This is a genomic window from Corynebacterium sp. MSK122, from assembly GCF_030229435.2.
Taxonomy (GTDB): Bacteria; Actinomycetota; Actinomycetes; order Mycobacteriales; family Mycobacteriaceae; genus Corynebacterium; species Corynebacterium marquesiae.
On sequence record NZ_JASPHV020000015.1, the window covers coordinates 17,690 to 40,240 of the forward strand.

Sequence of the window (22,551 nt, forward strand, 5' to 3'; positions counted from 1 at the left end):
AAGTTTTTGAACGTGCAGGTCACAGAAGTGTGATTGGGAAGAATTTAAAAAAGAAGGCCGAATCGAAGGTCGTGTTCCTCGATTCGGCCGTGTGGGTTGCGCCTAGGGCTGCCCGACGAGACCAATGTCTGCGATGGTTGCCTTATCGGACTTGGGCAGCTCGGTGATCATGAAGAGGATCCCATCGAATTGCTCGGTGGTTTCCTCCAGCTCGATATCTTCCTTGCCGCTTTCGAACTTGCCCCTGGCCAGTTGGTGCAGGGAGCCAGCTTGTGGGTTCTCCGGATTGAAGCTGTCCTGGTTTACGCCATAGACGGCGTACCTCGCCCCAGTTGAGTTGGACTGCACCACCGGCAGGACCGCTAGGTGCGTTGGCGTATCCAAGGTGACGAGGACGCCGGTGTCCTCCTCGGCGGTGGACCACGTGGTGGCCGTTTTGCCGTCGATAAGCGCTGCGTTGTCCTTGTTATCAGGGACGGTAACCGCAGAGGAAGGCTGGAGACGCACCGGCGGGGTATCCGGAATGTCCGTGCTGCCGTGGATGGTCTCGCTGACCGGGTTGGATGCCTCCACATTGCTGAGCAAGGACATGATCCAGGTGGTGAGCGCGGCCATTGCTACGACGAAGATCGTGGCAAAGATGCCGATGACGATGACGCCGGAACCGGAATAGCCGCGGCCGCCAAAGCCGGGTTCTTGCGCGGGGTCATCCTCTTGATCCGGTTCTACCTGTGCCTTCACCGGCAGGGCTTCAGGTGTTTCTTCTGGTTCATCCGGTGCGAAGTCGTGCAGGCGCTGGGCGATGCCGGCCAAGGTTAGCGCCTGTGCCTCCTGCAGCTCCTCCATCTTTTCCTCGCGGCTGTCCTCATCAGCACTATCGAGCGCGTAGTGCGCATCTTCGATGCGCTGGGCGGCCTCGTCTGCGGGGAGATTGGCGTCCTCAGAAATATCGCGCAGTTTCTTCGGCGAAGGTTCGGTAGACTCCACCAGCAGCTCCAGGGCGGAGCTCAAAGCCTCGCGGTCGGTGGCTGCGGAGGTGCCGTCCAGCACGGCTGGGAAGGCAACCTTGACCACGCCATCGGTAGAGACGCGGAAACGGTCACGGTGCTCCACGCCGAGGGTGAGGCCGGCGTCGTGGGCAGCGGCGGCATCAGCAAAAAGCGGCGCAGTAGCTCGTGCCACGGAATGGGGATCGAGGTTATCGGCCTCCGCTACCTGCTTGAGGGAGGTGCCCTCAAACCAATCCGCTACCACCAGGCAGCCAGTGCGGTAGGACAGGATTTGGATATTATCCGCCACGGTATCGAGCTCCAGCTCGGCCAGGCGGCGGGTATTGCGCGAAATCTCCGCGGAGCGGCGCGCCGCGATTCCCGGCGTCGACGGCGCAATCGGCGCCAGGCTATTGGTATCGACGAACGTCAGGGCGACCAGCCGGCCGGTGGACTGTTCGCGCGCCTGCCAGAATTGCGCACCAGTGACCGCACCGTGATCCTGCAGCAGGCGGAAGCGACCGTCCGATACCGGGGCGCCTGGGACCAGGCGTGGGCCGCGGACGATGCCCGCGGACATCGGCGGCGGCACCAGGGTGGCATTGAAAGCGTCCTGGGTAAATACCGGCCGGATTTCCGGTACGTCGGGCTCCTCTAGCTCGATGGCCTTGGAGGAATCGACCTTGATGAAGCGGGACATGCCCGGAATGCGCTGCAGGGCGCGGGCCAAGTTCTGTACCTCCGGCAAGGAGGACTTGGACAGCACCAGGCCGGTGGCGATGAGGAATATGACACCGAGCACCGCGACCTTGATCAGCGAGACGATGGACGGCAAATTCTCCGGAAGGAGGAGATTCACGACCCAGTACAGCACCCAGGAGACGACCAAGCCCACTAGGCCGGCACCGGAAGCCCACAGCACGGTCTGCGTGACGGCCTTGCCGCCGAGGCTGCCGAGCTTGCGCTTGAGTAGGAAGCCGCCAATGACCGCACCGGAGACGAAGCCAAAGCCATTGGCCGTACCGAGCAGAATCACCACGCGGTCCGGGTTGGACGTCATCAATGGTGCCAAGAGAGTGAGGACGATCTTGGTCAGCGTGATGCCGGCGATGATGAAGGTAGGCGTCCAGGCTTCCTCGCGGGCATAGAACACGCGCAGGTGCAGCAGCACCAAGGCATACGGGATGAGTGTGAAGGCGGAGAAGCTGATGGTCAGGCCGAGCTGCTCGGCGCTCTCGGCGCCGTAGGCACCGTATTGGAAGAGGGCGCGGGCGATAGGAACGCCGAAGCCGGTCATGAAGATGACGATGGGGATAAGTGCGATGAAAGTCAGCTTGGAGCCCAGGGTGAGATCGCGGACCACGGCATCTACATCGCCGTCGGCGGCGTTGCGGGACAGGCGAGGCATAATCGCCGTCAGGAGCGTCACGCCGATAACGCCATAAGGCACCTGCAGCATGAGCCAGGCATTCTGATAGACCAGCGGTGCGCCCGCATCCGCGTATGCGGCCACGCGGGAGGTGACCACGTAGCCCAGCTGGGAGATGGCTACGTAGGTAATGATGGCCAGTGCCATGCCGCCGAATTGCTTGATGCGCGCATCCAAGCCCCACTTGGGGCGCAGGTTAATGCCGGCCTTCTTCAGGTATGGCAATAGGATGAGGCACTGCACCATCACCGCCGTGGTGGTGCCCAGGCCCAAGAGCATGACGTGCGGATCGGCCACCGGCGTGGGCTCATGCGGGTCTAGCTGGCCGGGCAGGAAGCGATAAGCCAGCAGCACACCAATGGAGATGAAGTTATTGATCACCGGCGCCCAGGCGCCCGGACCAAAGATATTCTTGGTATTGAGGACGGCCTGGAAAAGGGCGAAGAGGCCGTAGAAAAGAATCTGCGGCAGCAGCAAGAAGGCCAAGGAAGTTGCCTGCACGGCATTGGCCTTGGAATCCTCCGGCAGCATCATCCTGGTTAAGAAGGGCGCGAGCACCACGGAGGCGATGGTGACTATGCCCAGGATGGAAAAGGCCAGGGTAAATAGCCGCCGGACAAAGGTCTCGCCGCGGTCCGTGTCTTCCTTTTCGGCGCGCACGAGGACGGGGACGACCAGAGAGGTCAACACCGCACCCAAAACGATCTCGGTGACGAGGTTGGGGATCTGGTTGGCGCTACTAAACGCAGTTCCCACCGTGGCGCCGAGCGTGGCGCCGATGAGCATCTGGCGCAAGAAGCCGGTGATGCGGGACAGCAGCGTCGCGATGGCCATCGTGCCTGTTGCGCGGATGACATCCTGATTGGATGATTCATTGTCCGCGTTGCGTCCAGTGAGCGCGGACTTATCCTCCTCAGGAGGAACGGTGGTGTCCTTCACCGCTGGGGTGGGGCGCTTTTCTGGTACCGGAGCGGGAGGAGAGGCCTGGACGATGCGGCCGCGAGCACCCGCCGGGGCGGGGTGCTCTGCCGGCACGGCGGCATCCTTCGGGTCAACTACACCCGCAGGTGACTTCTCCACGTGTTCGGCCTCGCGGCCAGTCTTATCAGTCATAGAGGATACAACTTCAACTTACTTTTTAAGCCTTTGTGATTTTTTGCGCCGATGGCGGCCTAGCCGGAAGAGCGTGGCTAAGACCAGCGCAAGGGCGCCGGCTATGCCGACGCCATACACGCTTACGATACCGGCACGCGTTTGCACAGCGATATTGATGGGCTCGGAGATGGTTTGCTTTTCTGGGGTAGCAAGCCATAGGCCAATGTCCGTGCGATCGGCGTCCTTAGGCATATCGGCGGTCATGGATACAGTAATAGAGCCCTTGGCCGGAATACGGACGCTCTTGGGTGTGTTGAGGCGCGCGCCATCGGGGGCATCGTATTGCAGCTTGGCCTCCACCGGTAGTGGCAGGCCATTTTCTGCCACGATGAGCAGCGGCGATGACTCGGATACGCGGGTATAGACATTGCCCGGTGGGATAAGAGCCACAGAAGAACGCAGGTCCCGCAGCGTATCGGAATGCACATCCATCGTGTGAGTGAACCGGCGCCGTGCCTCTGCATTGCTTCCCAAGCTATCGCGGTTGGTCAGCGAGAGGGCGGCGAGCAGATCCCGGCGCAAAGGCAGGACGAATTCATAGCGAGTGAGCGCGATATCTGGATCATCGACCATGATATTCATCAGCTCATCGGTATAGCGGGCCTGCTGCTCCACGCGGACGATATCGGATTCGGCAAAGGCGGCGGGATCGCTAAAGGGGCTGCCGGGCAGTGAACCGGGCTCCGCGGTCTCCTGCTTTAGGCTGCCGACGGTGCGCGGATGGGACTTACCGGAAGCGATGAGTGCCTCGGCAGAGTCGAGTGCGTACTCGGCCGCGCTGGGATCCAAGTAATTGGGCAAGCGCGCCACGGTGTCATCGCTCGCGGCCAAGCTCAGTGCGGCGCCGCCGGTGATGGCACGAGAAAGATCGGAATCGAGCGAGTAATCGTAGCGCAGCTCCGGGTTGGAATAGCCCACCGTCTGTGGCTTGGAGCCGGTTTGGGCGAGGAGGGCGCCCAGGGAGGCGTCGAAAGTCACGGCGCGGCCGGGCCACGAAGTATTATCCGCCACCAACGCGGGCAGGGGCAGTTGCTGATCCACATAGCCGGAGCCGACCGCGAGCACGGTGGTGGCCGGCTTGGCACCGAGGATTCGCTCGATGGTGCGATTGCCGCGTTGTAGCCCCTCATAAGTAAGGAAGGGATTATTCGCCTTGGCCACGGAGGAAGCATTGGCGTTCGCCCACGGCATAGACATAAAGCAATCGAGCTCGCGCAGGCGCTTGAGCCAGCGGGCAGCATCCTCTTTCCCCGTGCCGGGTTCGAGGTGCACATCGTCCTCGTTAGTAAACCACGAATCGCGCAGGCGCTTAGGGCGCTCGGCTTGAGGTGGGCGGGCCGAACCTACCTTATAGCCCTCCGCCATGCGGTTGACCGTATCCAAAAGGGCGGGATCGATGGCTACGCAGCCTGCCCCGCGCAGGTCGTGATCGGCGTACGTGCTGACCAAGCGATCGAGCCGGCCGCCCTCAGCCAGTTCATCTGCCAACTCATCAGAGGAGAGGATAAGCTCCTCTCCCCCAGCGCCGCCTGGTATCGAGTCGATATCGGCGCTGATGGGATAGATCACGGTGAGATCGTGGGGTGTGGGATCCGAGGGGGCATCGCCAAGCGCCTGCTCCTTCCCCTTCACCTGGCCCACAAGGCGTTCCTCCGCAAAGCTGACCGCCTCGCCGCCTACAGTGCCGGTGAGGGTAAATAGCAGCGGATAGGAGCCGGGCTCTTCGATGGCCAGGGTCTGCTCGCCGTGCAGGGAGGTGGGAACCTGGAAGGTGACCTCCCGGGATTCGCCCGGCTGCAGGGGTGCGGTGGTAGTGCTGGGGCCGTAATACGGGAATTCGCCGGTGGCCAGCTGCGTGCGGGCCTGCGCGGTGTCCTGCACGGCATCGCCGCGGCGGCTCGTGAGTTGGAGATCCTCCATGGTTTCGTCGGTGGGATTGTGCAGCCGGAAGGTCAGTTTCAGGTTCTTGCCCACGGTAAAGGGTTCGGCCGCAAGGAGATCAAGAGTGGCCCGCTCCGGCCCGCGCGCGCCCAACCATGCCTGGATATCCTGCTGCTTTTCGGCGGCCGAGTCCATCTGCGCGGCGGCCTCTGGTAGCGGCAGGCACACGCCCCACCCTGCTACCGCCATGCAGCCGCCCACGACGGCCCAAGACTTCAGGCGCTGGCGCATTACCGTGGGGTCACTTTCCCCGCCGCGGCTTCCTTTCGTGCGAGATCGGGAAGAAGATCATGCGCGATGCGCGCTAGCTTGCGCTCATCGGCGTAGGCCAAGTGCTCGATGAGTTCGGAGACGGGGATCCACGAGACCTCAGTGACCTCTGGATCCTCATCGTTCATAATGCCGTCTACAAAACGCAGCAGGTGGTGGTGCACGGTCTTATGGATGCGCACCCCATCAGAGACGAACCAGTAATCAATCATGCCGAGGTCCGCAAACACCTCGCCAAAAATGCCGGTTTCTTCCCATACCTCGCGTTCAGCGGTGACCTCCTTGGCCTCGCCATTTTCCACGTGGCCCTTGGGCATGGACCACAGCAGGCGTCCGCGGCGGTCGAGGCGGCCGATGAGCGCCACATAGAGCCGGGAAAGGTCGACATTGCCATTGGCATCGACGCACTCCGCCAAGCCGGAGACAACGAGGCCGCCCGCGGAGGTTTCATCGCGGGTTTCCATGGCCGTGGATTGGCCATTGCCACCGCGGTAGGGCTTGCGCTGCTGGGTGGTGCGGCGCGCGCGATTATCCGGCCGGCGGCGCCGCCTGCGCCGAGACCGGTTGCGGTTGCGGCCGCCTCCCTTGGAGGGGCCCTGTTCTTGGTTAGTCATCCCTGCCAATCGTAGTAGACTCTCACCCGTGAATTTTCAGGACACTCAGCTAATCGGCGTTCTTGCCCGCGCGGAATCCACCGTCTCCTCCCTCAGCAGCCTGCTGGGTGGACTGGTGGAGAAATTTGCCGCGCGCGGCTACTCGCTCTACCTCGTGGGCGGCTCTGTGCGCGATGCGCTTTTGGGCCGCTTGGGAAATGACCTGGACTTTACTACCCCGGCCCGTCCTGAGGTGGTCAAGGAGATTCTCGATGAGTGGGCCGAAACCGTGTGGGATACCGGCATAGACTTCGGTACCGTCTCCGCGGCCTACAAGGGCCAGCAGATTGAGATCACTACCTTCCGCTCCGATTCTTATGATGGCCAGTCCCGCAATCCTGAGGTGGTTTACGGTGACACCTTGGAAGGCGATCTTGTCCGGCGCGACTTCAAGGCCAATGCGATGGCCATTGAGCTGCTTGCCGACGCCTCCTTTAAGTTCCACGATCCCCTCCACGGCCTCCAAGACGTGGCTGACCGGGTGCTCGATACCCCGGATAAGCCGGAGATCTCCTTCCACGATGATCCGCTCCGCATGCTGCGTGCGGCTCGTTTCGCCTCCCAGTTGGAATTCCGCGTGGCGGATCGCGTTGTGGAGGCCATGCGGGATATGGCTGGCGAGATCCAGCGCATCACCGTGGAGCGCGTGCAGGTGGAGCTGGATAAGCTCATCTGCGGCACGGCCCCGTGGGATGGCATTGATCTACTGGTATCTACGGGAATCGCGGACTATATCTTCCCTGAGATCCCCGCGCTACGCATGACCGCGGACGAACACGCGCAGCACAAGGACGTCTATGCGCACTCGCTCAAGGTGCTGAGCCAGGCCATGGATCAAGAGGAAGATGGACCTGATCTTGTCCTGCGCTGGGCGGCGCTGCTGCACGATATTGGCAAGCCGGATACCTTTGATAACACCGATGGCAAGGTCTCCTTCCACCACCACGAGGTGGTGGGCGCCAAGCTCGCCCGCAAGCGCCTGCGCAAGTTGAAGTACCCGAAGGCCACCACGGAGTCCATCGGCCAGCTGGTGTACCTACACATGCGCTTCCACGGGTTTGGGGAAAATCAGTGGACTGATTCCGCCGTGCGTCGCTATGTCACCGACGCCGGCAAGCTTCTTCCCCGCCTGCACAAGCTGGTGCGCGCGGATTGCACCACCCGCAATGCCAAGAAGGCCCGCCGCCTCCAGCGCACCTACGATCAGCTCGAGGAGCGTATCGAAGAGATCGGCCGCAAGGAGGACTTGGCCCGCGTGCGTCCAGACCTCGACGGCAACGAGATCATGGAGATCTTAGGGCTCCAGCCCGGCCCTGAGGTGGGCCAGGCATGGTCCTATCTCAAGGAGCTGCGCCTCGAGCATGGCCCCCTCGAGCGCGAGGAAGCGATTGCGAAGTTGCGTGAGTGGTGGGATTCTAAACAGTGATGTTTGCCGATAGATTATTCAACGCCCTCGAGCGCAATGACCCCGCCCCCGGCCAGCTGCTCATCGCCGCTCCGGGGATGCTTTCGCCGGAATTCGCCCGTTCCGTCATTCTCGTTATTGAGCACAATGACATGATGACCTTCGGCGTGGATCTGACCAAGCGCTCCGAGGTGGCGATTTTCAATGTGCTGCCGGAATGGCTTCCCGTTGTGGCCAAGCCGCAGGCGCTGTACATCGGCGGCCCGCTCAATCAGCAATCCGTCGTAGGACTCGCGCAGACCAACCAGGGCGTCGATCCGGACAAGCATGACCGACTCACCCGCCTCGCCCCGCGCCTCGCGCATGTGGATCTGCGTGCCGACCCAGAAGAGATAGAGCCCTTGGTCTCGGGCATGCGCATGTTTGCCGGCTACGCCGAGTGGGGCCCAGGCCAGCTCGCGGAGGAAATTGAGGCCGGCGAATGGTTCGTCTCCCCTGCCCTGGCCCAAGACGTCATTACGCCGGGTCCGGCCGACCTCTGGTCCGATGTTATGAAGCGCCAACCCATGCCGTTGCCGCTGTACTCCACCTACCCTGTCAACGTGGAAGACAATTAATTCCTATCGCGCTGCAGGCAGTGGGCTAAACTAGCCCGCATGCGTGAGGATATTTCCCAAGGTTTGCGGGATACTAGGGCCGCCGCCATCGGCCTCATTCCCCTCGGCCTAGCCTTCGGCCTGCTCATGGTCCAATCCGGCTTCAGTTGGTGGTGGACGCCGATTTTTTCCATCGTCATCTACGCCGGCTCTATGGAGTTCCTGGCTATTTCCATGGTCACCGGCGGCGCCACAGCCTTGGCTTCCCTAGTTACCGGTTTCATGGTCAACTTCCGCCATATTTTCTATGGCCTCACCTTTCCTCGCCAACGCATTCACTCGCGCCTAGGCAGGGCTTATTCCACCTATGCGCTTACCGACGAAACCTATGCCATCGTCTCCTCCCTCCCCACCGAAGACCGCCCGACCGGATCCCGGATCCTCACCATCCAAATTTTTTGTCAGGCTCTGTGGGTAGGCGGTGGCATTGTCGGTGCTCTCGCCGGTCAGGTGATTCCCTCTTCAGTGCAGGGCATGGAATTCGCCCTAGTGGCGCTGTTCGTCGTGCTGGCGATGGATTCCTTCCGCAATAACCAGGACTTCTCTTTGCCTTTGAGCGCGGCAATGGTAGGAATCCTCGCAGCCGCCTTCGCTCCTGGACAACTCCTCATGGTGGCTCTCAGCGTCTACTTCATCCTGCTCATTGTTCGGTACCTATCCCCACGCGTCGATGCCGCTTTCAGCTTGCGTAGGCGAGGCGACCTTAAGGGATTCCGGGAGGAGTGCTAAATGCCCGCAGGAGTCACCCTTGCTTCTATCGTGACAGTCTTGGTTCCCATCGGTTTGATTACCGTTGTACTTCGCCAACTTCCTTTCTCCTTTGTGAAATGGATGAAGGATAGTCAGTTCCTTTCCTTGCTCGGCATGATGATGCCTGTGGGCGTGATGACCATCTTGGTGGTGTATACCGTCCACGGGCAGGGCGACGCCCCCGGTGGTATCTGGGCGGCTTTACTCGGCGTGCTCGTTACCTTTTTACTCCACCTGTGGAAGCGCGAGTCAGCGCTGTCCATCTTTGGCGGGACCGCCTTCTACATGCTCCTCGTCAACGTAGTCTTTTAGCCCCTGTGATTCTTATAAGCCGAACTTGGCGGTGGCTTCGGACCATAGGGCGTCGAACCGAGACTGGTCCACGTATTGCGCGCTAATGTCCGGAAAATCATCATAGGTATCCGGGTGAGGGACAACCTCTTGCGGCTGATCTACGTTGCCCGTGGAACTAGTAGGTGTCGCTACCCCGACGATGGCATCCGAGGGATCCAGTGCAATCATGCGCACCATGCGGCAGCTGGTTGCGTCGCGCTCTTCCATTTCCGCCATGTGGATCGCTGAGCCCACGCCGGGCACATTCAGTTCGGTTCGTACGTATAGGTAATTCGTCATGGCATTTAAGTGTAGCTACGTGCTGGGACGCTGTGCGTAACGGGCCGCTAGCCACGAGCACATCATGAGCTGAACCTGGTGGTAAATCATCAACGGGAGGATTAGTAGACCAAGGGATGCGCCGCCAGAAGCGAAGATTACCGACGCCATTGGCAGTCCCGTGGCTAAAGACTTTTTCGATCCACAGAACTCGATTGCAATGGTATCGGCGCGATTGAATCCCATTTTTTGGCTTGCCTTTCTGGTGAGCCACAGCATGAAGGCGACGAAGATCGCGGCGAAGACGACTAGGAACGCCAGATCCCACAGGGAAATAGAGGACCAAATTCCGTCCACCACACCCTTGGAAAAAGCCGAATATACCACCATTGCGATTGAGCCGCGGTCCACGCCTTTGGTGGCCTTGCTTTGCGCAGCCTTCCCCACCCAGCGTCGAGTTAGCTGACCTAAAACAAATGGCGCCAACAATAGAAGGGCGATTTCGCCGAATACAGACGTATCGATGTGAACTCCTCCCCCAGTTCCCATCAGGAGCATGACGAGCAATGGGGTGATGATTACTCCCACCAAGTTTGAGGCAGAAGCCGATACGATTGCGCCCGCCACGTTTCCCTTCGCGATTGAGGTGAAGGCAACCGAAGATTGCACCGTGGATGGAACCAGCGTGAGGAATAAGATGCCCAGGTACATGTCGTGCGATATGACAGCGGTGAGTGGGCGCAGAGCTATGCCTATAAGCGGGTAAACCACAAAGGTGAAAGCGAGAATTGTGAGGTGTAGCCGCCAATGCTTGAGTCCGTTGAGGGCTTCTTGAGTGGAAAGCCTCGCGCCATACAAGAAGAAGAGTAGCGCGATGGCCACGTTTGTTAATTGGCCGAATATGTCGGCAAAGCTCCCGCGGGCTGGTGCAATGATCGCAATGATGACCGCTAGGATAATGAGGACGATAAGCGGGTCGGGTATTTTCAAACGCTGCAGCATGCTAAGAGTTTAAACCCTATTCGTCATCACATGCTGCAGATGCTCGGGCCAAGAAAACACAACCCGTGTAGTTTCACGTGAAACCACACGGGAAATGCACTTTAGGCCGTGGTGACGTTAGAGCCGTCTTGTTTAACTTCGTATTCTTCCAATGGATCGCGCCCCGGGCCGGAGATTACGCTTCCATCGCTGAGATTGTAGGAAGTGTTATGTGCCGTGCAAGTGGCCGTCATGCCATCAATCTTGGTGATTGGATTGTGTTGGTGGGGGCAGGTTTGAGAATAGGCCTTAAACTCACCTTCCTTGGGCTGGGTGAAGATTACGCCATCAACAATCTTCGCAGAGCCAATCGGAATCTCGGTAGCCGCAATTTCTGCGGACGGAGAAGAGCCACAAGCTGCGGCGTAGGCGCCTGCAAATGTGGTGGCGGTTCCAAGCAAAAACATTCGACGGGAGCACTTAATCATGCCTCTACTCTAGCCCGTTGGTCTTGCGTAATGTGCCACACCCGTTTGGCCGGTTGTAATCAGAGTTTCACGTGAAACACTGTAGTTAGTTAGCTAGGAGTCCTTCCCAAGTCTCCGGAGAGCCACCGGAGGTAGCGACAAGTTCATAGGTGCCGGACTCAATTCCTAAATCATCTACGATGCTCTGAGCAGATTGCTGTTCTTGCGCTTCTGCTACGGACGTCGTTACCTTGTGGTCTTGCTCAGTGTAAGCGCCGATCGCAAAAGTTGAAGCGGCGATGGCCGCCAGGGCGGTACTTTTCTTCATGCACTATATTCTGCCCTTCAGGGGGCTGGTTGCGCTCTTGCCTGTCAGGGTTCCATGGTAGCTTTACGTAACCTCTACCCTCTCTCGCAGGAACAAGAATGGGACGATGAACCTACTGTAGGTGAGGTCAAGTATGGGTCATGGCCAGAAGATATACTGAATTATAATATCGGCTGTTACTAAAACGGAATAAGCAACTGCTCCGACTATTAGCGTCACTGTGACTATAACAAAGTGCAGCGATAATTCAATATGAAAGGCATAGCTACAAAAATTCCCCTTCTGGATGAAATGTAATTCTTTTCCAGAAGGGGGTTGGTTGTGCAGGAGTGCGTGGCTACCTGTCAGATTCGCGAGCGGCGTGACGGAGCGCGTCGACATCAACCTGGGGCGCGGGTGCTGCGGCGGCCTCCTCCCCACCGCAACCGTCGGAACCACAATTACAGGATTCTCCACAACCCTCCTCATCCGCGTGTGCTTGTTCGTAGAGGAACGCGGCACGAGAGCCGAGATTGGAACCGACGGAGAGGGCTAGAACTGCGGCCACAAAGGTAAGAACTGGAATCAGCCACATCCAGCCCTCAGCGCGGAGCGCGACGATGCCGCCGAAGACTAAGCAGACGCCGCTCAGCATCCAGAATGGCCCGGCGACGCGATGGGCATTGTCCCATGCTTCACGGGACTTGCGAATTTCCTGCAGCCGCAAGCCGATATAGCTATTTCCAGGTAGGCGCTTGGTGGAGGCCAAGGCACCCACGACGATAAGAAAGACGGCGAGGATTAAAAAGATGATTCCCACAGCGATCATGTATTCAGTTTAACCTTGTAGCGCCAAGATAAAAATCGTGGCTGGGGTGAGTGTTCTGGCTATGCCTCCGGTCGGGTAGTATGCCTTTAAGGTCGATCGATAGATATTGAATTGACCGTTGCCTCTGTACCGCACTGTTTCACCCTGGGATTGTTTACCAAGGGGCGAAACACCCGATTTGATTGTAAGTACATGAATCTCAAGAAACTCTCGGAATCTCTGTTGTTCCGCATCATCGTCGCCATCATCCTTGGCGTGGTGGTGAGCCAATTCGCGCCCGAATGGTTTGGCCGCGTATTCGCCACCTTCAATGGACTCTTTAGTAACTTCCTCAATTTCTTTATTCCGGTCCTCATCTTCGCGCTTATCGCCCCGTCGATTGCTGGTCTGGGACGGGGAGCCGGAAAATGGCTGGGTGTTACTGCAGGTATTGCCTACGGCTCAACGATTGTTGCGGGTCTTCTTGCCTACGTACTTGCGCACTGGCTCTACCCCACCATGCTCAGTGGTCAGGATCTGATTACAAATGTCTCCGATATTAATGAGGGGGCACTCACTCCGTACTTCGAGGTGGAAATGGCGCCGCCTTTTGAGGTCATGACGGCTCTCTTGTTGTCATTCTGCATCGGCGTAGCGATGACTACAGTGAAGTCCGATACCTTGTATGCGGTCACAAAGGAATTGGAGAGCGTAGTAGTCAAGGTCATTTGGGGCTTTGTAGTGCCAATTTTGCCCTTCTATATCTTCGGCATGTTCCTAGGCTTGGGTATGAATGGCAATTTGGGCTCAGTGCTCTCGGCCTTCGCCAAGGTCCTGATCCTGGCGGTTGTCATGACTCTGGTCTATCTGGTGCTCCAGTACATTATCGCTGGCGCAATTATCGGAAAGAATCCTTTCAAGGCACTGCGCAATATGGTGCCGGCATATTTCACCGCACTGGGAACCTCTTCTTCGGCCGCGACAATTCCGGTGTCTTTGGAGTCGACGCTGAAGAATGGCATTTCGAAGCCGGTGGCAAGTTTTGTTATTCCTCTGTGTGCGACCATCCACCTCTCCGGTTCCATGATTAAACTGACGCTCTATGCTTTTGCCATCGTGTACATGGCGAACCTGGATATTAGTACGAGTACCGGACTTGGTTTCATCTTCCTATTGGGAATCATGATGATTGCGGCACCGGGTGTGCCCGGCGGCGCGGTCATGGTCGCAGCTGGACTACTGGCGGACATGATGGGCTTTGACGATGGCATGGTGGCACTGATGATCGCCGCCTATATTGCTATCGATTCGGTTGGCACTGCCGCCAACGTTACTGGCGACGGCGCTATCGCGATGATCGTGGACAAGTTCGCGGGCTCCAAGAAGGACCACACCGAAGAGGAATCTGCAGAAGCAACCGCGTAGAGGCTTTTTATAGGGAACCCTCCTCAGCTGCCGAGGGCTGAGGAGGGTTCTTCGCGTCTTCAGGACTACTCTTGAGTCGCTGCCTTCATGCGAGCTACATACTCGGCGAGTTCCTTATGCAATGCTTTCTCATCGGAAATGCGACCTGGAGTTCCTTCTACTGGCCTGCCTTCCGTGTCTGTTTCACGTGAAACGTGGCGATCAATAATCTTGGTGATTGCGGAGCCTGTAATGGCGCCCGCTGCCCCGGCGGTCACGGCATCGCGCACGTGTTGCGGCTCGGAAATGCCGAATCCTAGCAGTACTGGAGGCCCGTCGAATCTATTGATGTTGGCGACGACATCTTCGAGCCCATTAGTCTCAGATTCCTTTTCGGCACCCGTGACTCCATCTCGTGATACTGCGTAGATATAGCCGCGTGAGCTTTGAGCGACGCCCTCGAGGGTGTGCGCAGTCGCGCGGGCCGGGGCGATAAATATTGGATCAATACCGGCTTTTTCTGCTGCGGCGATGAAGGGAGCGCCTTCGCGCACGGGGACGTCGGGAAGCAAGATGCTGTCCGCGCCCGCTTCTGCAAACTCGGCGTAGAAGCGGTCAAAACCCCGAGTGAAGGCCACATTGCCGTAGATGAGCATGCCGATGGGAAGCTCGGGAAACTCCGCGCGGATTGTTCGCACCTGTTCTAAAGCGGAATCTACGGTGGCGCCGCCGTCGAGCGCGCGAAGGTGCGAGGCCTGAATGGTGGGGCCGTCGGCCACTGGGTCAGAAAATGGAACTCCTAGCTCCAATGCATCGGCTCCGGCCGCGACGACGGTTCGCACGATGGCCAGCGTGTGCTCCGGTGTGGGATCGCCCAACATGAGGAATGGGACGAAAGCGCCCTCTCCCCTGTTGTGTAGTGAGTGGAATAGGTCTTCGTATCGGGTGCTCATTAGTTCTTCTCCTGGAGCTTAAATTCTGGATGGTTCTCAAGGGTGTGGCGAACGTAGTCGATGTCCTTATCGCCGCGGCCGGAAAGGGAGACCAAGATGGTGATGTCCTCGTCCTTACGCTTCAAGGCGTAGGCCAGCGCGTGAGAGGATTCGAGGGCCGGAATGATGCCTTCCTTAGTGGAAAGAAGCTGGAATGCTTTGAGTGCTTCGGCGTCAGTTATGCCGACATAGTGCGCGCGGCCACTGGCGTGTAAGTGCGCGTGCTGTGGTCCTACGCCTGGGTAGTCGAGTCCGGCGGAAATCGAATAGGATTCTTCCACTTGGCCGTCCGCGTTGCGCATGAGGTAGCTGCGCGCGCCGTGGAGGATGCCAACCGTACCGTTGTTGATGGTGGCACCGTGCTTGCCGGAGTCTAGGCCTTCGCCGCCAGGTTCGGCGCCGACGAGTTGGACTTCCTCTTCTTCAATAAAATCTGCGAACATACCGATTGCATTAGAACCGCCGCCGACGCAAGCCACTACTACATCCGGTAGCCCACCGGTGCGCTCAAGCATCTGGGTCTTAGCCTCTTCAGAGATGACCTTGTGGAACTCTCGGACGATGGTTGGGAATGGATGGGGTCCGGCCGCGGTACCGAGGAGATAGTGGGATTCATGAAAAGTGGCGGTCCAATCACGGAGGGCTTCATTCACCGCGTCCTTAAGGGTTCCGGATCCGGTGTCGACGGCGACGACCTTTGCGCCCATCAGCTCCATACGGAATACATTTGGCTGCTGTCGGGCCACATCTTTCGCGCCCATGTAGACCACACACTCGAGATCCAGTAGTGCGCAAGCAAGTGCAGTAGCGGTGCCGTGCTGGCCCGCTCCGGTCTCCGCAATAATGCGTGTCTTCCCCATCCGCTTTGCTAGCAGTGCCTGGCCGAGAACTTGGTTCGTCTTGTGTGCTCCACCGTGTACGAGGTCCTCACGCTTGAGGAAGATGCGCGCCTTGCCCCCGAGGTTCCTCGCCTCTGTAATTGGTGTGGGACGGCCGAGATAGTCACGCAACAGCGCGCTTAGCTCTTTGCGAAAGGCTGGGTCGTTTTGTGCTTCGACAAAAGCCTTCTCAAGTTGGTCGAGTGCTGGGATGAGGGATTCGGGGACGAACTGTCCGCCGAATTCACCAAAGTATGCCGGAAGGAGCGTTTCACGTGAAACTGTCATCGTTCTCTTCTTTCTATGGGTGTGTGTAGTTTCGGATGGTGCTAAAGGCTTGGGCGATCAATGAGGAGTCCTTGCGGCCGGGTGCATACTCCAAGCCTGAGTTGAGGTCCAGTCCCGAGGTTCCGATTCTCAGTGCCTCTTCGAGGTTCACTACCTGGAGTCCTCCGGCGAGGAGAGCTTTCTCCTTCACTTCTGGGGGAATCGTCTGCCAGTCAAATGTGGTTCCCGTCCCGCCACTGCCGGAGTCGAGGACAAGAGCGTCTATCTCTGGTACTAGGTCCGGTGCCAAGGTAGCGAAGTCAGGGTTATTCATGTCGATGGCCCGCCAAAGGCTAAGACCGTCAGCGACGCTGCGAACATCTTGAAGGAATTCCAGCTCTGCTTCCCTACTGCCTTGGAATGGGGCGTGAAGCTGGAGAACTTTGAGGCCGGGGATCCTGGCTATGTTTCCTAGCGTCTCCAAATCCGTAGACCGCGTCACGGCTACGTACTCCAACTCTGGTTCCGCGGAAATGATGCTCTGTGCGGTTTCACGTGAAACACTGCGGGGCGAATCTGGTGCGAAGATGAGGCCTCCATAGCGGGCTCCGGCAGCGCGGGCTGCTTGTGCGGAGGAGGCGGTGGTAAGGCCACATACTTTATTGGTACCAAAGATGAGGTCGCGCGCCGCCCGATCGATGTCCTCCTGGGAGGTGAGCTGCGAGCCTACAAGGAAGGCATGCGCATGGGCTCCTAACCGGCGGACGGTGGCGTTATCTCGGATTCCAGATTCGGAAACTATCACCTTTCCGTCTGGAACATGGCGGGCTAGGCGTTCGGTGCGGCCTAAATCAATGCTGAGGTCGTGGAGATTGCGGTTGTTGATGCCGATGATATCGACGCCAAAATTCACCGCTCGAGCGACTTCGTCCTCGGTGATGGCTTCAGTCAAGACGTCTAGGCCGAGTTCGTCCGCTAGTGCCTTGAGCTCACCGTAGGTGTCATCGTCGAGGATAGACATCATGAGCAAGATGGCATCGGCGCCGTAATATCGTGCGGCGTAGACCTGGATGGGATCGACAATGAAGTCTTTGCACAGCACGGGCAGATGGGTGGATAGCGCGACAGTCTGTAAATGGTCATAGTCGCCGCCAAACCGATCGGGCTCGCACAAGACCGAGATGGCGGAGGCGTAGCGAGAGTAGATCCGGGCAATATCGCCCGGGCGATAGTCCTCGCGAATTTTGCCAAGGGACGGCGAGGCAGACTTGCACTCTAAGATGAAGCGGTTGGTGCCACGGAGGGCGTCGGCAAGCGAACGCTCCGATCGTGGCACACTAGTCAGGTTTACGTGGGATAGCCGCTCACGGAGTGCGGGCAGGTGAGTGCGGCGCTCGGCGACGATCTCCTCGAGCACCGTAGGTAAAGTATTCTCCGACATTAATTCTCCTCCCCTACTGCATAATTCGTGCTCTCGTGGAGCGAGAGCCATTCTTCAACAGCGCCGCTGCCAATCAGTTCCTTTGCGTGGGTGACTCCCGCCGCGATAGTCTCCGTGGTCCCGTTGAGGTAAAACATGGCGCCGGCGCTGGCGGCAATGGCGTCACAATGGGCGGGCTCGCCACGGCCGGCAAAAACCGCACGGAGGGCCTGGGCATTGGCGGCGCCATCGCCGCCGACTAGGTCCGCTAGTTCGTGGCGCTTGATGTCGAGGTCTTCTGGGGTGAGCTCATAAGAGACAATCTCGCCGGCGTGGAGCTCCCAGACCAGTGTCGTGCCGTGGGTAGCGATCTCATCCGTGCCAGCACCATGGACGACCAAGGCGCGCTCTCTGCCGAGCTCCCGGAATACTTCCGCGATGAGTTGACCTTGGGCCGGGTTGGCAATGCCCATGATTTGCAGCGACGGGCGTCCTGGGGACAGGAGAGGACCTAGTGTATTGAAGATGGTGGGGATACCTAGCGCCTTACGCACCGGTTGTACGTGGGCGACCGCTGGGTTGTAGGCCGGGGCGAATAGGAACGTGAAGTTGGAAGCTTTAAATTGGCGCACTGCCCGGGCGGCGTCTAGGTCCAGAGGGATATTCAGGGCTTCGAGAACATCGGCCGATCCCGACTTGGAAGAGACCGAGCGGTTGCCATGCTTGATCATCTTCACTCCCCCGGCGGCGGCAACGAGGGAGGCACCCGTAGTGATATTGATAGTATTCGCGCCATCGCCTCCAGTGCCGGCCGAATCCATGAGTCCTTTTCCAGTGATGGGGAATGGATAGCCCACTTTCAAGAAAGCTTTGGCCGCGCCGGCAATATCTGCGAAGGTCTCGCCGCGGGTGCGGATATGGGTAAGTAGCGCTGCGATATGAATATCGTCGTAGTCGCCCACGGCCAAGGGGGTAAATACCTCCATGGCTTCTTCGATGGTGGGCTGAGAATTATTCAGGAAGGCTTGCAAGGTACGCAGGGGTGTGTGATTCATGTTAGTGCTCCGTATCCATAGTTGGGGGTGTATATAGTTGGTTAATGCAACGCTCAAGCATGGCGGGGCCGCGGGGCGTAAGGATGGACTCGGGGTGGAACTGCAAGCCGAGGGCCCTACCATCGTCCGTTTCGGCCGCCATGGCTACCTCTCCGATGTCCGTGGACGTACGCGCGAGACAACGCATTCCCCGAGGGAGGTCCGTACATCCAAGCGAGTGATAGCGCGCCACCGGAACTTGCGTACCTAAGTGATCCGGTTGGTCCGGTTCGGTATCGGTGGCAAGGCCCTGAAAGACGGGGTGCATAACGCCGGCCTCGGTCAGGGTCATCGGGAGGGATTTCCCGTGTACGGGGCCGCACGGTTCGACCGTGCCGCCGTGGTGCTCGAGTAGCGCTTGGAAGCCGAGGCATACGCCGAGGATCGGGGTGGTGCCTAGGGTGGTGTCGATAAGTTCCATCATGCAGCCGGCATCCCGAGGATGACCGGGGCCCGGGGAAAGCACAATGATGTCGGGTTGCGCGTGCAGCACGTCGTGCACCGCTACGGTATTGCGAAACACGGTGGTATCGAATCCAGCGAGGGCATCGACGAGGTTGTAGACAAAAGAATCGTGGTTATCCAGAAGGACAATATGCGGCGAGCTCATCGCTGTACCTCCAATTCGGCTCCGTGTGCCATGGCGATGGCATGGAGGACGGCGTAGGCCTTATGCACCGTTTCATCGGCCTCGGCTTGCGGCACTGAATCCTTAACCACGCCGGCGCCGGCCTGCACAACTGCGGTGCCGTCCTGGACGTAGGCCGAGCGGATGACGATGCAGTTATCCATGGCTCCATCGCCGCGCAGGTATCCCACCGCCCCGCCATAGGAGCCGCGGCGCTTTCCCTCCGTGCGACGCACCAGTTCGGTGGCGCGCAGTTTGGGAGCTCCGGTGAGCGTTCCCATGTTCATGCACGCACGGTAGGCATGGAGGGCATCGAAGTCCGGGTGGAGCATCGCCGTGACGCGGGAGACTAGGTGCATGACTCGTGAGTAGCGGTCAACGTGCAGAAGTTCTGCCACTTGCCGGCTGCGGGGCACGGCCACGCGAGCGAGGTCATTGCGTGCTAGGTCCACCAGCATTGTGTGCTCCGCAATCTCTTTCTGGTCTGTACGCATTTCTAGCTCGTTGCGAACATCTAGTTCATGGTTGATGCTGCCATCCGGGTTGAGCCCGCGTGGGCGAGTTCCGGCGATGGGATAGAGCTGAATCTGCCTATTTTCTGGCGTGAATTTGAGATTTGATTCTGGCGAGGCGCCGAAGAGTTCATAGGCGGAACCGCGGACGTAGAACATATAGGGCGAGGGGTTGGTCTCGCGCAGCGCCCGGTAGGCAGCCAGGGCGTTGGGGCATTCCACGGTGAAGGCGCGCGCGGGCACTACTTGGTAGATATCGCCGGCGTGAATATTGCCTTTAAGCTTGTCGACGTCCGCCCGAAACCCCACATCATTCACATCGGCCACCGCCCGGATCCTTTCCCTTTGCGGCGCCGTGGGACGAGCAGCCACCGGCAGTGAGGCAAGAGAATCCAACTCTTCCCGCAGGCGCTTGTCGTCGATGTCCCAGCCTTCTAGGTGTGCAGTTCCTTGTAGGTGGTCCACTGCGAGGACCGTTTGGGCTACCAAGAATTCAAAGTCCGGGTAGGTGTTGGCCCCAGGTTCAACCTCGGGCAGTTCCTCAAAAGTAGCGAGGTAGTCATAAGCGAATCCGCCCCCAAGGAACGGCAATAAAGGAGAGGAATAGTTGGCCTCTAATTGCAAGAATCGCAAAATGTCAGCGGTAGATTCGGCAAGGAGCCGCTCCCGCTCGTCTAGATGGGTGGACTGCGAGAACTCGAAAACCGCCGCGGTAGTTTCACGTGAAACTAGGCGATGGTGGAACCGGTCCTCGAGGGAAGGAAGGAGTGTCTCCCCTGCTTCCGTGAGAGCGCGTACCTCGACCCTCTGGCCGTGGCACGTTACTTTCAGGGCCGTTTGGAGTACGGCGAGGCAATTGAGATTCTTCTTGGTCTCAATGTCCGTGCTTTCAAGAAGTATGGAGTCGTGCGGTTGTGCGAGGGCGTCAAAGATTGCGGCTGCATCGCTGCCGTAGGAGATATCGCGAGTGGCGGTGAATGGCATTGCGGTGCCCTTTCGGTGGGTGTGGGGAACGGGGAAACGGATAGTGAGCTTCCGCGAGCAGAGGCACTAAAACGCCAAAAGGCCCGCAGAATGCGAGCCTAAAAATGGGAGGTGGAATAAGGCCCGCGGGTTACGCGCGCCACCACCAAGCAGTAGTCATCTTCTTCATAGCGGTCATACTAACCTACATTTCTATAGCCTGGAAGGTAATCGATAAAAATATTCATCCTCTCTCCCCCTATGCGTTTGTGCTAGACGCAGAACCAAGAAAGCCAGCTAAGGAATCGCGTACTGTGGGGTGCATTCACGTAATGGAGAAAGGTGATGAATATGAGCATCGACCAGAAGGAGCTACTAGCGAAAGTCCCCACTCAGCTTTTGATTGACGGACAGTGGCGCGACGCGTCTTCCGGCGAGACCTTTGACGTAGAAAATCCGGCGACGGGCGCGACGATCGCCACGCTGTCATCGGCGAATTCTAATGATGCGGTGGCTGCCCTCGATGCTGCCTGTGCGGCCCAAGATGAGTGGGCGCACACCACCCCGCGTGAGCGCGCAGATATTCTCCGCCGCGCCTTTGAATTGGTACACGAGCGCGCCGATGAGTTCGCTACCCTGATGACCCTTGAAATGGGAAAGCCCTTTGCCGAGTCGCAAGGTGAAGTCACCTATGGCGCGGAATATTTGCGGTGGTTTAGTGAAGAAGCCACGCGTGATTATGGCCGCTACTCCCCTGTCCCGGAAGGCACCTTGCGCATGGTTACCCGCCGCAAGCCCGTGGGTCCGTGCCTATTGATTACTCCGTGGAACTTCCCCCTCGCCATGGCCACCCGAAAGGTTGCCCCGGCCGTTGCAGCGGGCTGCACCATGGTCCTGAAGCCGGCCAAGCTGACACCACTCACCGCGCAGTACTTCGCGCAAACCATGCTCGATGCCGGCCTGCCACAAGGCGTGCTCAATGTTGTCTCTGGCAGCTCCGCTTCGGCCATTTCAGAGCCCTTGCTTGCCGACGCCCGCTTGCGCAAGCTCTCCTTCACCGGTTCTACCCCAGTGGGCAAAACCCTCCTGAAGGGTGCCGCGGACAATGTCTTGCGCACCTCTATGGAGTTAGGCGGTAATGCACCGTTCATTGTTTTCGAGGATGCGGATATTGACCAAGCGGTTGCGGGAGCTATGGGCGCCAAGATGCGCAATATCGGCGAGGCCTGCACCGCGGCCAACCGCTTCTTGGTGCACGAGTCCGTGGCAGAGCAATTTACGCAGAAGCTGGCAACAGAGTTTGAGAAGCTTGTCGTTGGCAATGGCATGGACGAAGGCGTGACGTGTGGTCCACTGATTGAGGCTAAGGCCCTCGACAATATTGCAGCCCTGGTTGAGGATGCGGTGGACAAGGGCGCGACCGTTGTCACCGGTGGCACCCGCGGCGAGGGCGCGGGCCACTTCTATGCGCCCACTATCCTGAGCAATGTTTCACGTGAAACTCGCGTGGCTCAGGAAGAAATTTTTGGACCGGTCGCGCCCATCCTTACCTTCAAGGATGAATCGGAAGCGCTAGAGATTGCGAACGATACGGAGTACGGACTTGCCTCCTATGTATATACGGAGGATTCCGATCGCCTCTGGCGCGTTGCCGACGGCCTCGAGTTTGGCTTGATGGGATTCAATGCCGGTGTCATATCTAATGCCGCTGCCCCATTCGGCGGTGTCAAGCAATCTGGTTTAGGACGCGAAGGCGGCGCCGAAGGTATTGAAGAATATACCGCGGTGCAGTACTTGGGTATTCGTGATCCTTATACCGGCGCCTAAAGGTTTGAGCGCTTTACAAGGCGGGAGAAGCCAGCCGGGTCCCCTTTGCGCGACCCGGCTCAAGCTATTTATGCAAAATCTCCTAACCAGCGTCTCCTAAGCGTGCACGAATCTGTGCTACCTGCCCAGTAGGTAGCATTGTG

At 58.8% G+C, this 22,551-nt stretch carries 19 protein-coding genes and 1 pseudogene; 6 read left to right on the top strand and 14 right to left on the bottom strand.

Annotated features, from left to right (window positions below):
• Nucleotides 1-102 precede the first annotated feature (102 nt).
• The 3 genes and pseudogenes from murJ to QP934_RS07700 all read right to left on the bottom strand — a co-directional run.
• Nucleotides 103-3,531, bottom strand: coding sequence for a murein biosynthesis integral membrane protein MurJ (murJ, locus tag QP934_RS07690; RefSeq protein WP_419127225.1), 3,429 nt, complete (start codon nucleotides 3,529-3,531; stop codon nucleotides 103-105).
• Between the two features lie 18 nt (nucleotides 3,532-3,549).
• Nucleotides 3,550-5,745 carry a DUF6049 family protein gene (locus tag QP934_RS07695; protein WP_419127226.1) on the bottom strand — a complete coding sequence of 732 codons (2,196 nt, stop codon included), beginning with the start codon at nucleotides 5,743-5,745 and terminating at the stop codon, nucleotides 3,550-3,552.
• Nucleotides 5,745-6,248 (bottom strand): annotated as a pseudogene (locus tag QP934_RS07700) (NUDIX hydrolase); the annotation flags it as partial. The gene QP934_RS07695 and the pseudogene QP934_RS07700, both read right to left, overlap by 1 nt.
• A 178-nt stretch (nucleotides 6,249-6,426) precedes the next feature.
• Here QP934_RS07700 and QP934_RS07705 point away from each other — a divergent pair.
• Genes QP934_RS07705 through QP934_RS07720 form a run of 4 tightly spaced genes read left to right on the top strand, consistent with a single transcriptional unit; the run spans nucleotide 6,427 to nucleotide 9,560 of the window.
• Nucleotides 6,427-7,863 carry a CCA tRNA nucleotidyltransferase gene (locus tag QP934_RS07705; RefSeq protein WP_284769082.1) on the top strand — a complete coding sequence of 479 codons (1,437 nt, stop codon included), beginning with the start codon at nucleotides 6,427-6,429 and terminating at the stop codon, nucleotides 7,861-7,863.
• On the top strand, nucleotides 7,863-8,459 hold the full coding sequence (locus tag QP934_RS07710; RefSeq protein WP_284769107.1) for a YqgE/AlgH family protein: 597 nt from the start codon (nucleotides 7,863-7,865) through the stop codon (nucleotides 8,457-8,459). The genes QP934_RS07705 and QP934_RS07710 overlap by 1 nt, the downstream gene beginning before the upstream one ends.
• 39 nt (nucleotides 8,460-8,498) lie before the next feature.
• Nucleotides 8,499-9,227: an AzlC family ABC transporter permease gene (locus QP934_RS07715; RefSeq protein ID WP_284769081.1), complete on the top strand. Its 729-nt coding sequence runs from the start codon at nucleotides 8,499-8,501 to the stop codon at nucleotides 9,225-9,227.
• Entirely contained in the window at nucleotides 9,228-9,560 is a 333-nt protein-coding gene (locus QP934_RS07720) for a branched-chain amino acid transporter permease (RefSeq protein ID WP_284769080.1), read from the top strand. It begins immediately after the preceding gene.
• Between the two features lie 12 nt (nucleotides 9,561-9,572).
• On the opposite strand, the gene QP934_RS07725 is transcribed toward QP934_RS07720, so the two are convergent.
• From QP934_RS07725 to QP934_RS07745, 5 genes are all read right to left on the bottom strand, one after another.
• Entirely contained in the window at nucleotides 9,573-9,881 is a 309-nt protein-coding gene (locus tag QP934_RS07725; RefSeq protein WP_284769079.1) for a hypothetical protein, read from the bottom strand.
• Between the two features lie 15 nt (nucleotides 9,882-9,896).
• A complete protein-coding gene (locus QP934_RS07730) occupies nucleotides 9,897-10,862 on the bottom strand; it encodes a bile acid:sodium symporter family protein (protein ID WP_419127227.1) in 966 nt (321 codons plus the stop codon).
• 101 nt (nucleotides 10,863-10,963) lie between these two features.
• A complete protein-coding gene (locus QP934_RS07735) occupies nucleotides 10,964-11,329 on the bottom strand; it encodes a Rieske (2Fe-2S) protein (RefSeq protein ID WP_284769077.1) in 366 nt (121 codons plus the stop codon).
• A gap of 85 nt (nucleotides 11,330-11,414) precedes the next feature.
• On the bottom strand, nucleotides 11,415-11,636 hold the full coding sequence (locus tag QP934_RS07740) for a hypothetical protein (RefSeq protein ID WP_284769076.1): 222 nt from the start codon (nucleotides 11,634-11,636) through the stop codon (nucleotides 11,415-11,417).
• A gap of 337 nt (nucleotides 11,637-11,973) precedes the next feature.
• The gene (locus QP934_RS07745) at nucleotides 11,974-12,444 is read right to left on the bottom strand and encodes an SdpI family protein (protein WP_284769075.1); all 471 of its coding nucleotides are present in this window, start codon (nucleotides 12,442-12,444) and stop codon (nucleotides 11,974-11,976) included.
• Between the two features lie 192 nt (nucleotides 12,445-12,636).
• Between QP934_RS07745 and QP934_RS07750 the strand changes: the two genes are divergently transcribed.
• Nucleotides 12,637-13,848, top strand: a complete 1,212-nt coding sequence (locus QP934_RS07750; protein ID WP_419127228.1) for a dicarboxylate/amino acid:cation symporter — start codon at nucleotides 12,637-12,639, stop codon at nucleotides 13,846-13,848.
• 65 nt (nucleotides 13,849-13,913) lie between these two features.
• On the opposite strand, the gene trpA is transcribed toward QP934_RS07750, so the two are convergent.
• Genes trpA through QP934_RS07780 form a run of 6 tightly spaced genes read right to left on the bottom strand, consistent with a single transcriptional unit; the run spans nucleotide 13,914 to nucleotide 20,602 of the window.
• Entirely contained in the window at nucleotides 13,914-14,780 is an 867-nt protein-coding gene (gene trpA / locus QP934_RS07755) for a tryptophan synthase subunit alpha (RefSeq protein WP_419127229.1), read from the bottom strand.
• Nucleotides 14,780-15,985, bottom strand: a complete 1,206-nt coding sequence (gene trpB / locus QP934_RS07760) for a tryptophan synthase subunit beta (RefSeq protein WP_340419540.1) — start codon at nucleotides 15,983-15,985, stop codon at nucleotides 14,780-14,782. Before trpB ends, trpA begins: the two co-directional genes overlap by 1 nt.
• 13 nt (nucleotides 15,986-15,998) lie before the next feature.
• Nucleotides 15,999-17,405, bottom strand: coding sequence for a bifunctional indole-3-glycerol-phosphate synthase TrpC/phosphoribosylanthranilate isomerase TrpF (gene trpCF, locus QP934_RS07765; protein ID WP_419127230.1), 1,407 nt, complete (start codon nucleotides 17,403-17,405; stop codon nucleotides 15,999-16,001).
• Nucleotides 17,405-18,439 (bottom strand): anthranilate phosphoribosyltransferase, encoded by a 1,035-nt coding sequence (trpD, locus tag QP934_RS07770; protein WP_419127231.1) that lies wholly within the window; start codon nucleotides 18,437-18,439, stop codon nucleotides 17,405-17,407. Before trpD ends, trpCF begins: the two co-directional genes overlap by 1 nt.
• 1 nt (nucleotide 18,440) lies before the next feature.
• Nucleotides 18,441-19,088, bottom strand: coding sequence for an anthranilate synthase component II (locus QP934_RS07775; protein WP_419127232.1), 648 nt, complete (start codon nucleotides 19,086-19,088; stop codon nucleotides 18,441-18,443).
• The gene (locus QP934_RS07780; RefSeq protein ID WP_419127233.1) at nucleotides 19,085-20,602 is read right to left on the bottom strand and encodes an anthranilate synthase component 1; all 1,518 of its coding nucleotides are present in this window, start codon (nucleotides 20,600-20,602) and stop codon (nucleotides 19,085-19,087) included. Before QP934_RS07780 ends, QP934_RS07775 begins: the two co-directional genes overlap by 4 nt.
• A gap of 324 nt (nucleotides 20,603-20,926) precedes the next feature.
• Here QP934_RS07780 and QP934_RS07785 point away from each other — a divergent pair, with 324 nt between their 5' ends.
• Complete coding sequence (locus QP934_RS07785) at nucleotides 20,927-22,408, top strand: NAD-dependent succinate-semialdehyde dehydrogenase (protein ID WP_419127234.1); 1,482 nt, start codon at nucleotides 20,927-20,929, stop codon at nucleotides 22,406-22,408.
• The last annotated feature ends 143 nt before the right edge of the window (nucleotides 22,409-22,551 follow it).

Excerpts from the sequence above, each read along its gene's own strand:
- murJ (WP_419127225.1), bottom strand. The coding sequence starts at position 3,531 with ATGACTGATAAGACTGGCCGCGAGGCCGAACACGTGGAGAAGTCACCT.
- QP934_RS07695 (WP_419127226.1), bottom strand. The coding sequence starts at position 5,745 with ATGCGCCAGCGCCTGAAGTCTTGGGCCGTCGTGGGCGGCTGCATGGCG.
- QP934_RS07710 (WP_284769107.1), top strand. The coding sequence starts at position 7,863 with ATGTTTGCCGATAGATTATTCAACGCCCTCGAGCGCAATGACCCCGCC.
- QP934_RS07715 (WP_284769081.1), top strand. The coding sequence starts at position 8,499 with ATGCGTGAGGATATTTCCCAAGGTTTGCGGGATACTAGGGCCGCCGCC.
- QP934_RS07720 (WP_284769080.1), top strand. The coding sequence starts at position 9,228 with ATGCCCGCAGGAGTCACCCTTGCTTCTATCGTGACAGTCTTGGTTCCC.
- QP934_RS07725 (WP_284769079.1), bottom strand. The coding sequence starts at position 9,881 with ATGACGAATTACCTATACGTACGAACCGAACTGAATGTGCCCGGCGTG.
- QP934_RS07730 (WP_419127227.1), bottom strand. The coding sequence starts at position 10,862 with ATGCTGCAGCGTTTGAAAATACCCGACCCGCTTATCGTCCTCATTATC.
- QP934_RS07735 (WP_284769077.1), bottom strand. The coding sequence starts at position 11,329 with ATGATTAAGTGCTCCCGTCGAATGTTTTTGCTTGGAACCGCCACCACA.
- QP934_RS07740 (WP_284769076.1), bottom strand. The coding sequence starts at position 11,636 with ATGAAGAAAAGTACCGCCCTGGCGGCCATCGCCGCTTCAACTTTTGCG.
- QP934_RS07745 (WP_284769075.1), bottom strand. The coding sequence starts at position 12,444 with ATGATCGCTGTGGGAATCATCTTTTTAATCCTCGCCGTCTTTCTTATC.
- QP934_RS07750 (WP_419127228.1), top strand. The coding sequence starts at position 12,637 with ATGAATCTCAAGAAACTCTCGGAATCTCTGTTGTTCCGCATCATCGTC.
- trpA (WP_419127229.1), bottom strand. The coding sequence starts at position 14,780 with ATGAGCACCCGATACGAAGACCTATTCCACTCACTACACAACAGGGGA.
- trpB (WP_340419540.1), bottom strand. The coding sequence starts at position 15,985 with ATGACAGTTTCACGTGAAACGCTCCTTCCGGCATACTTTGGTGAATTC.
- trpCF (WP_419127230.1), bottom strand. The coding sequence starts at position 17,405 with ATGTCGGAGAATACTTTACCTACGGTGCTCGAGGAGATCGTCGCCGAG.
- trpD (WP_419127231.1), bottom strand. The coding sequence starts at position 18,439 with ATGAATCACACACCCCTGCGTACCTTGCAAGCCTTCCTGAATAATTCT.
- QP934_RS07775 (WP_419127232.1), bottom strand. The coding sequence starts at position 19,088 with ATGAGCTCGCCGCATATTGTCCTTCTGGATAACCACGATTCTTTTGTC.
- QP934_RS07780 (WP_419127233.1), bottom strand. The coding sequence starts at position 20,602 with ATGCCATTCACCGCCACTCGCGATATCTCCTACGGCAGCGATGCAGCC.
- QP934_RS07785 (WP_419127234.1), top strand. The coding sequence starts at position 20,927 with ATGAATATGAGCATCGACCAGAAGGAGCTACTAGCGAAAGTCCCCACT.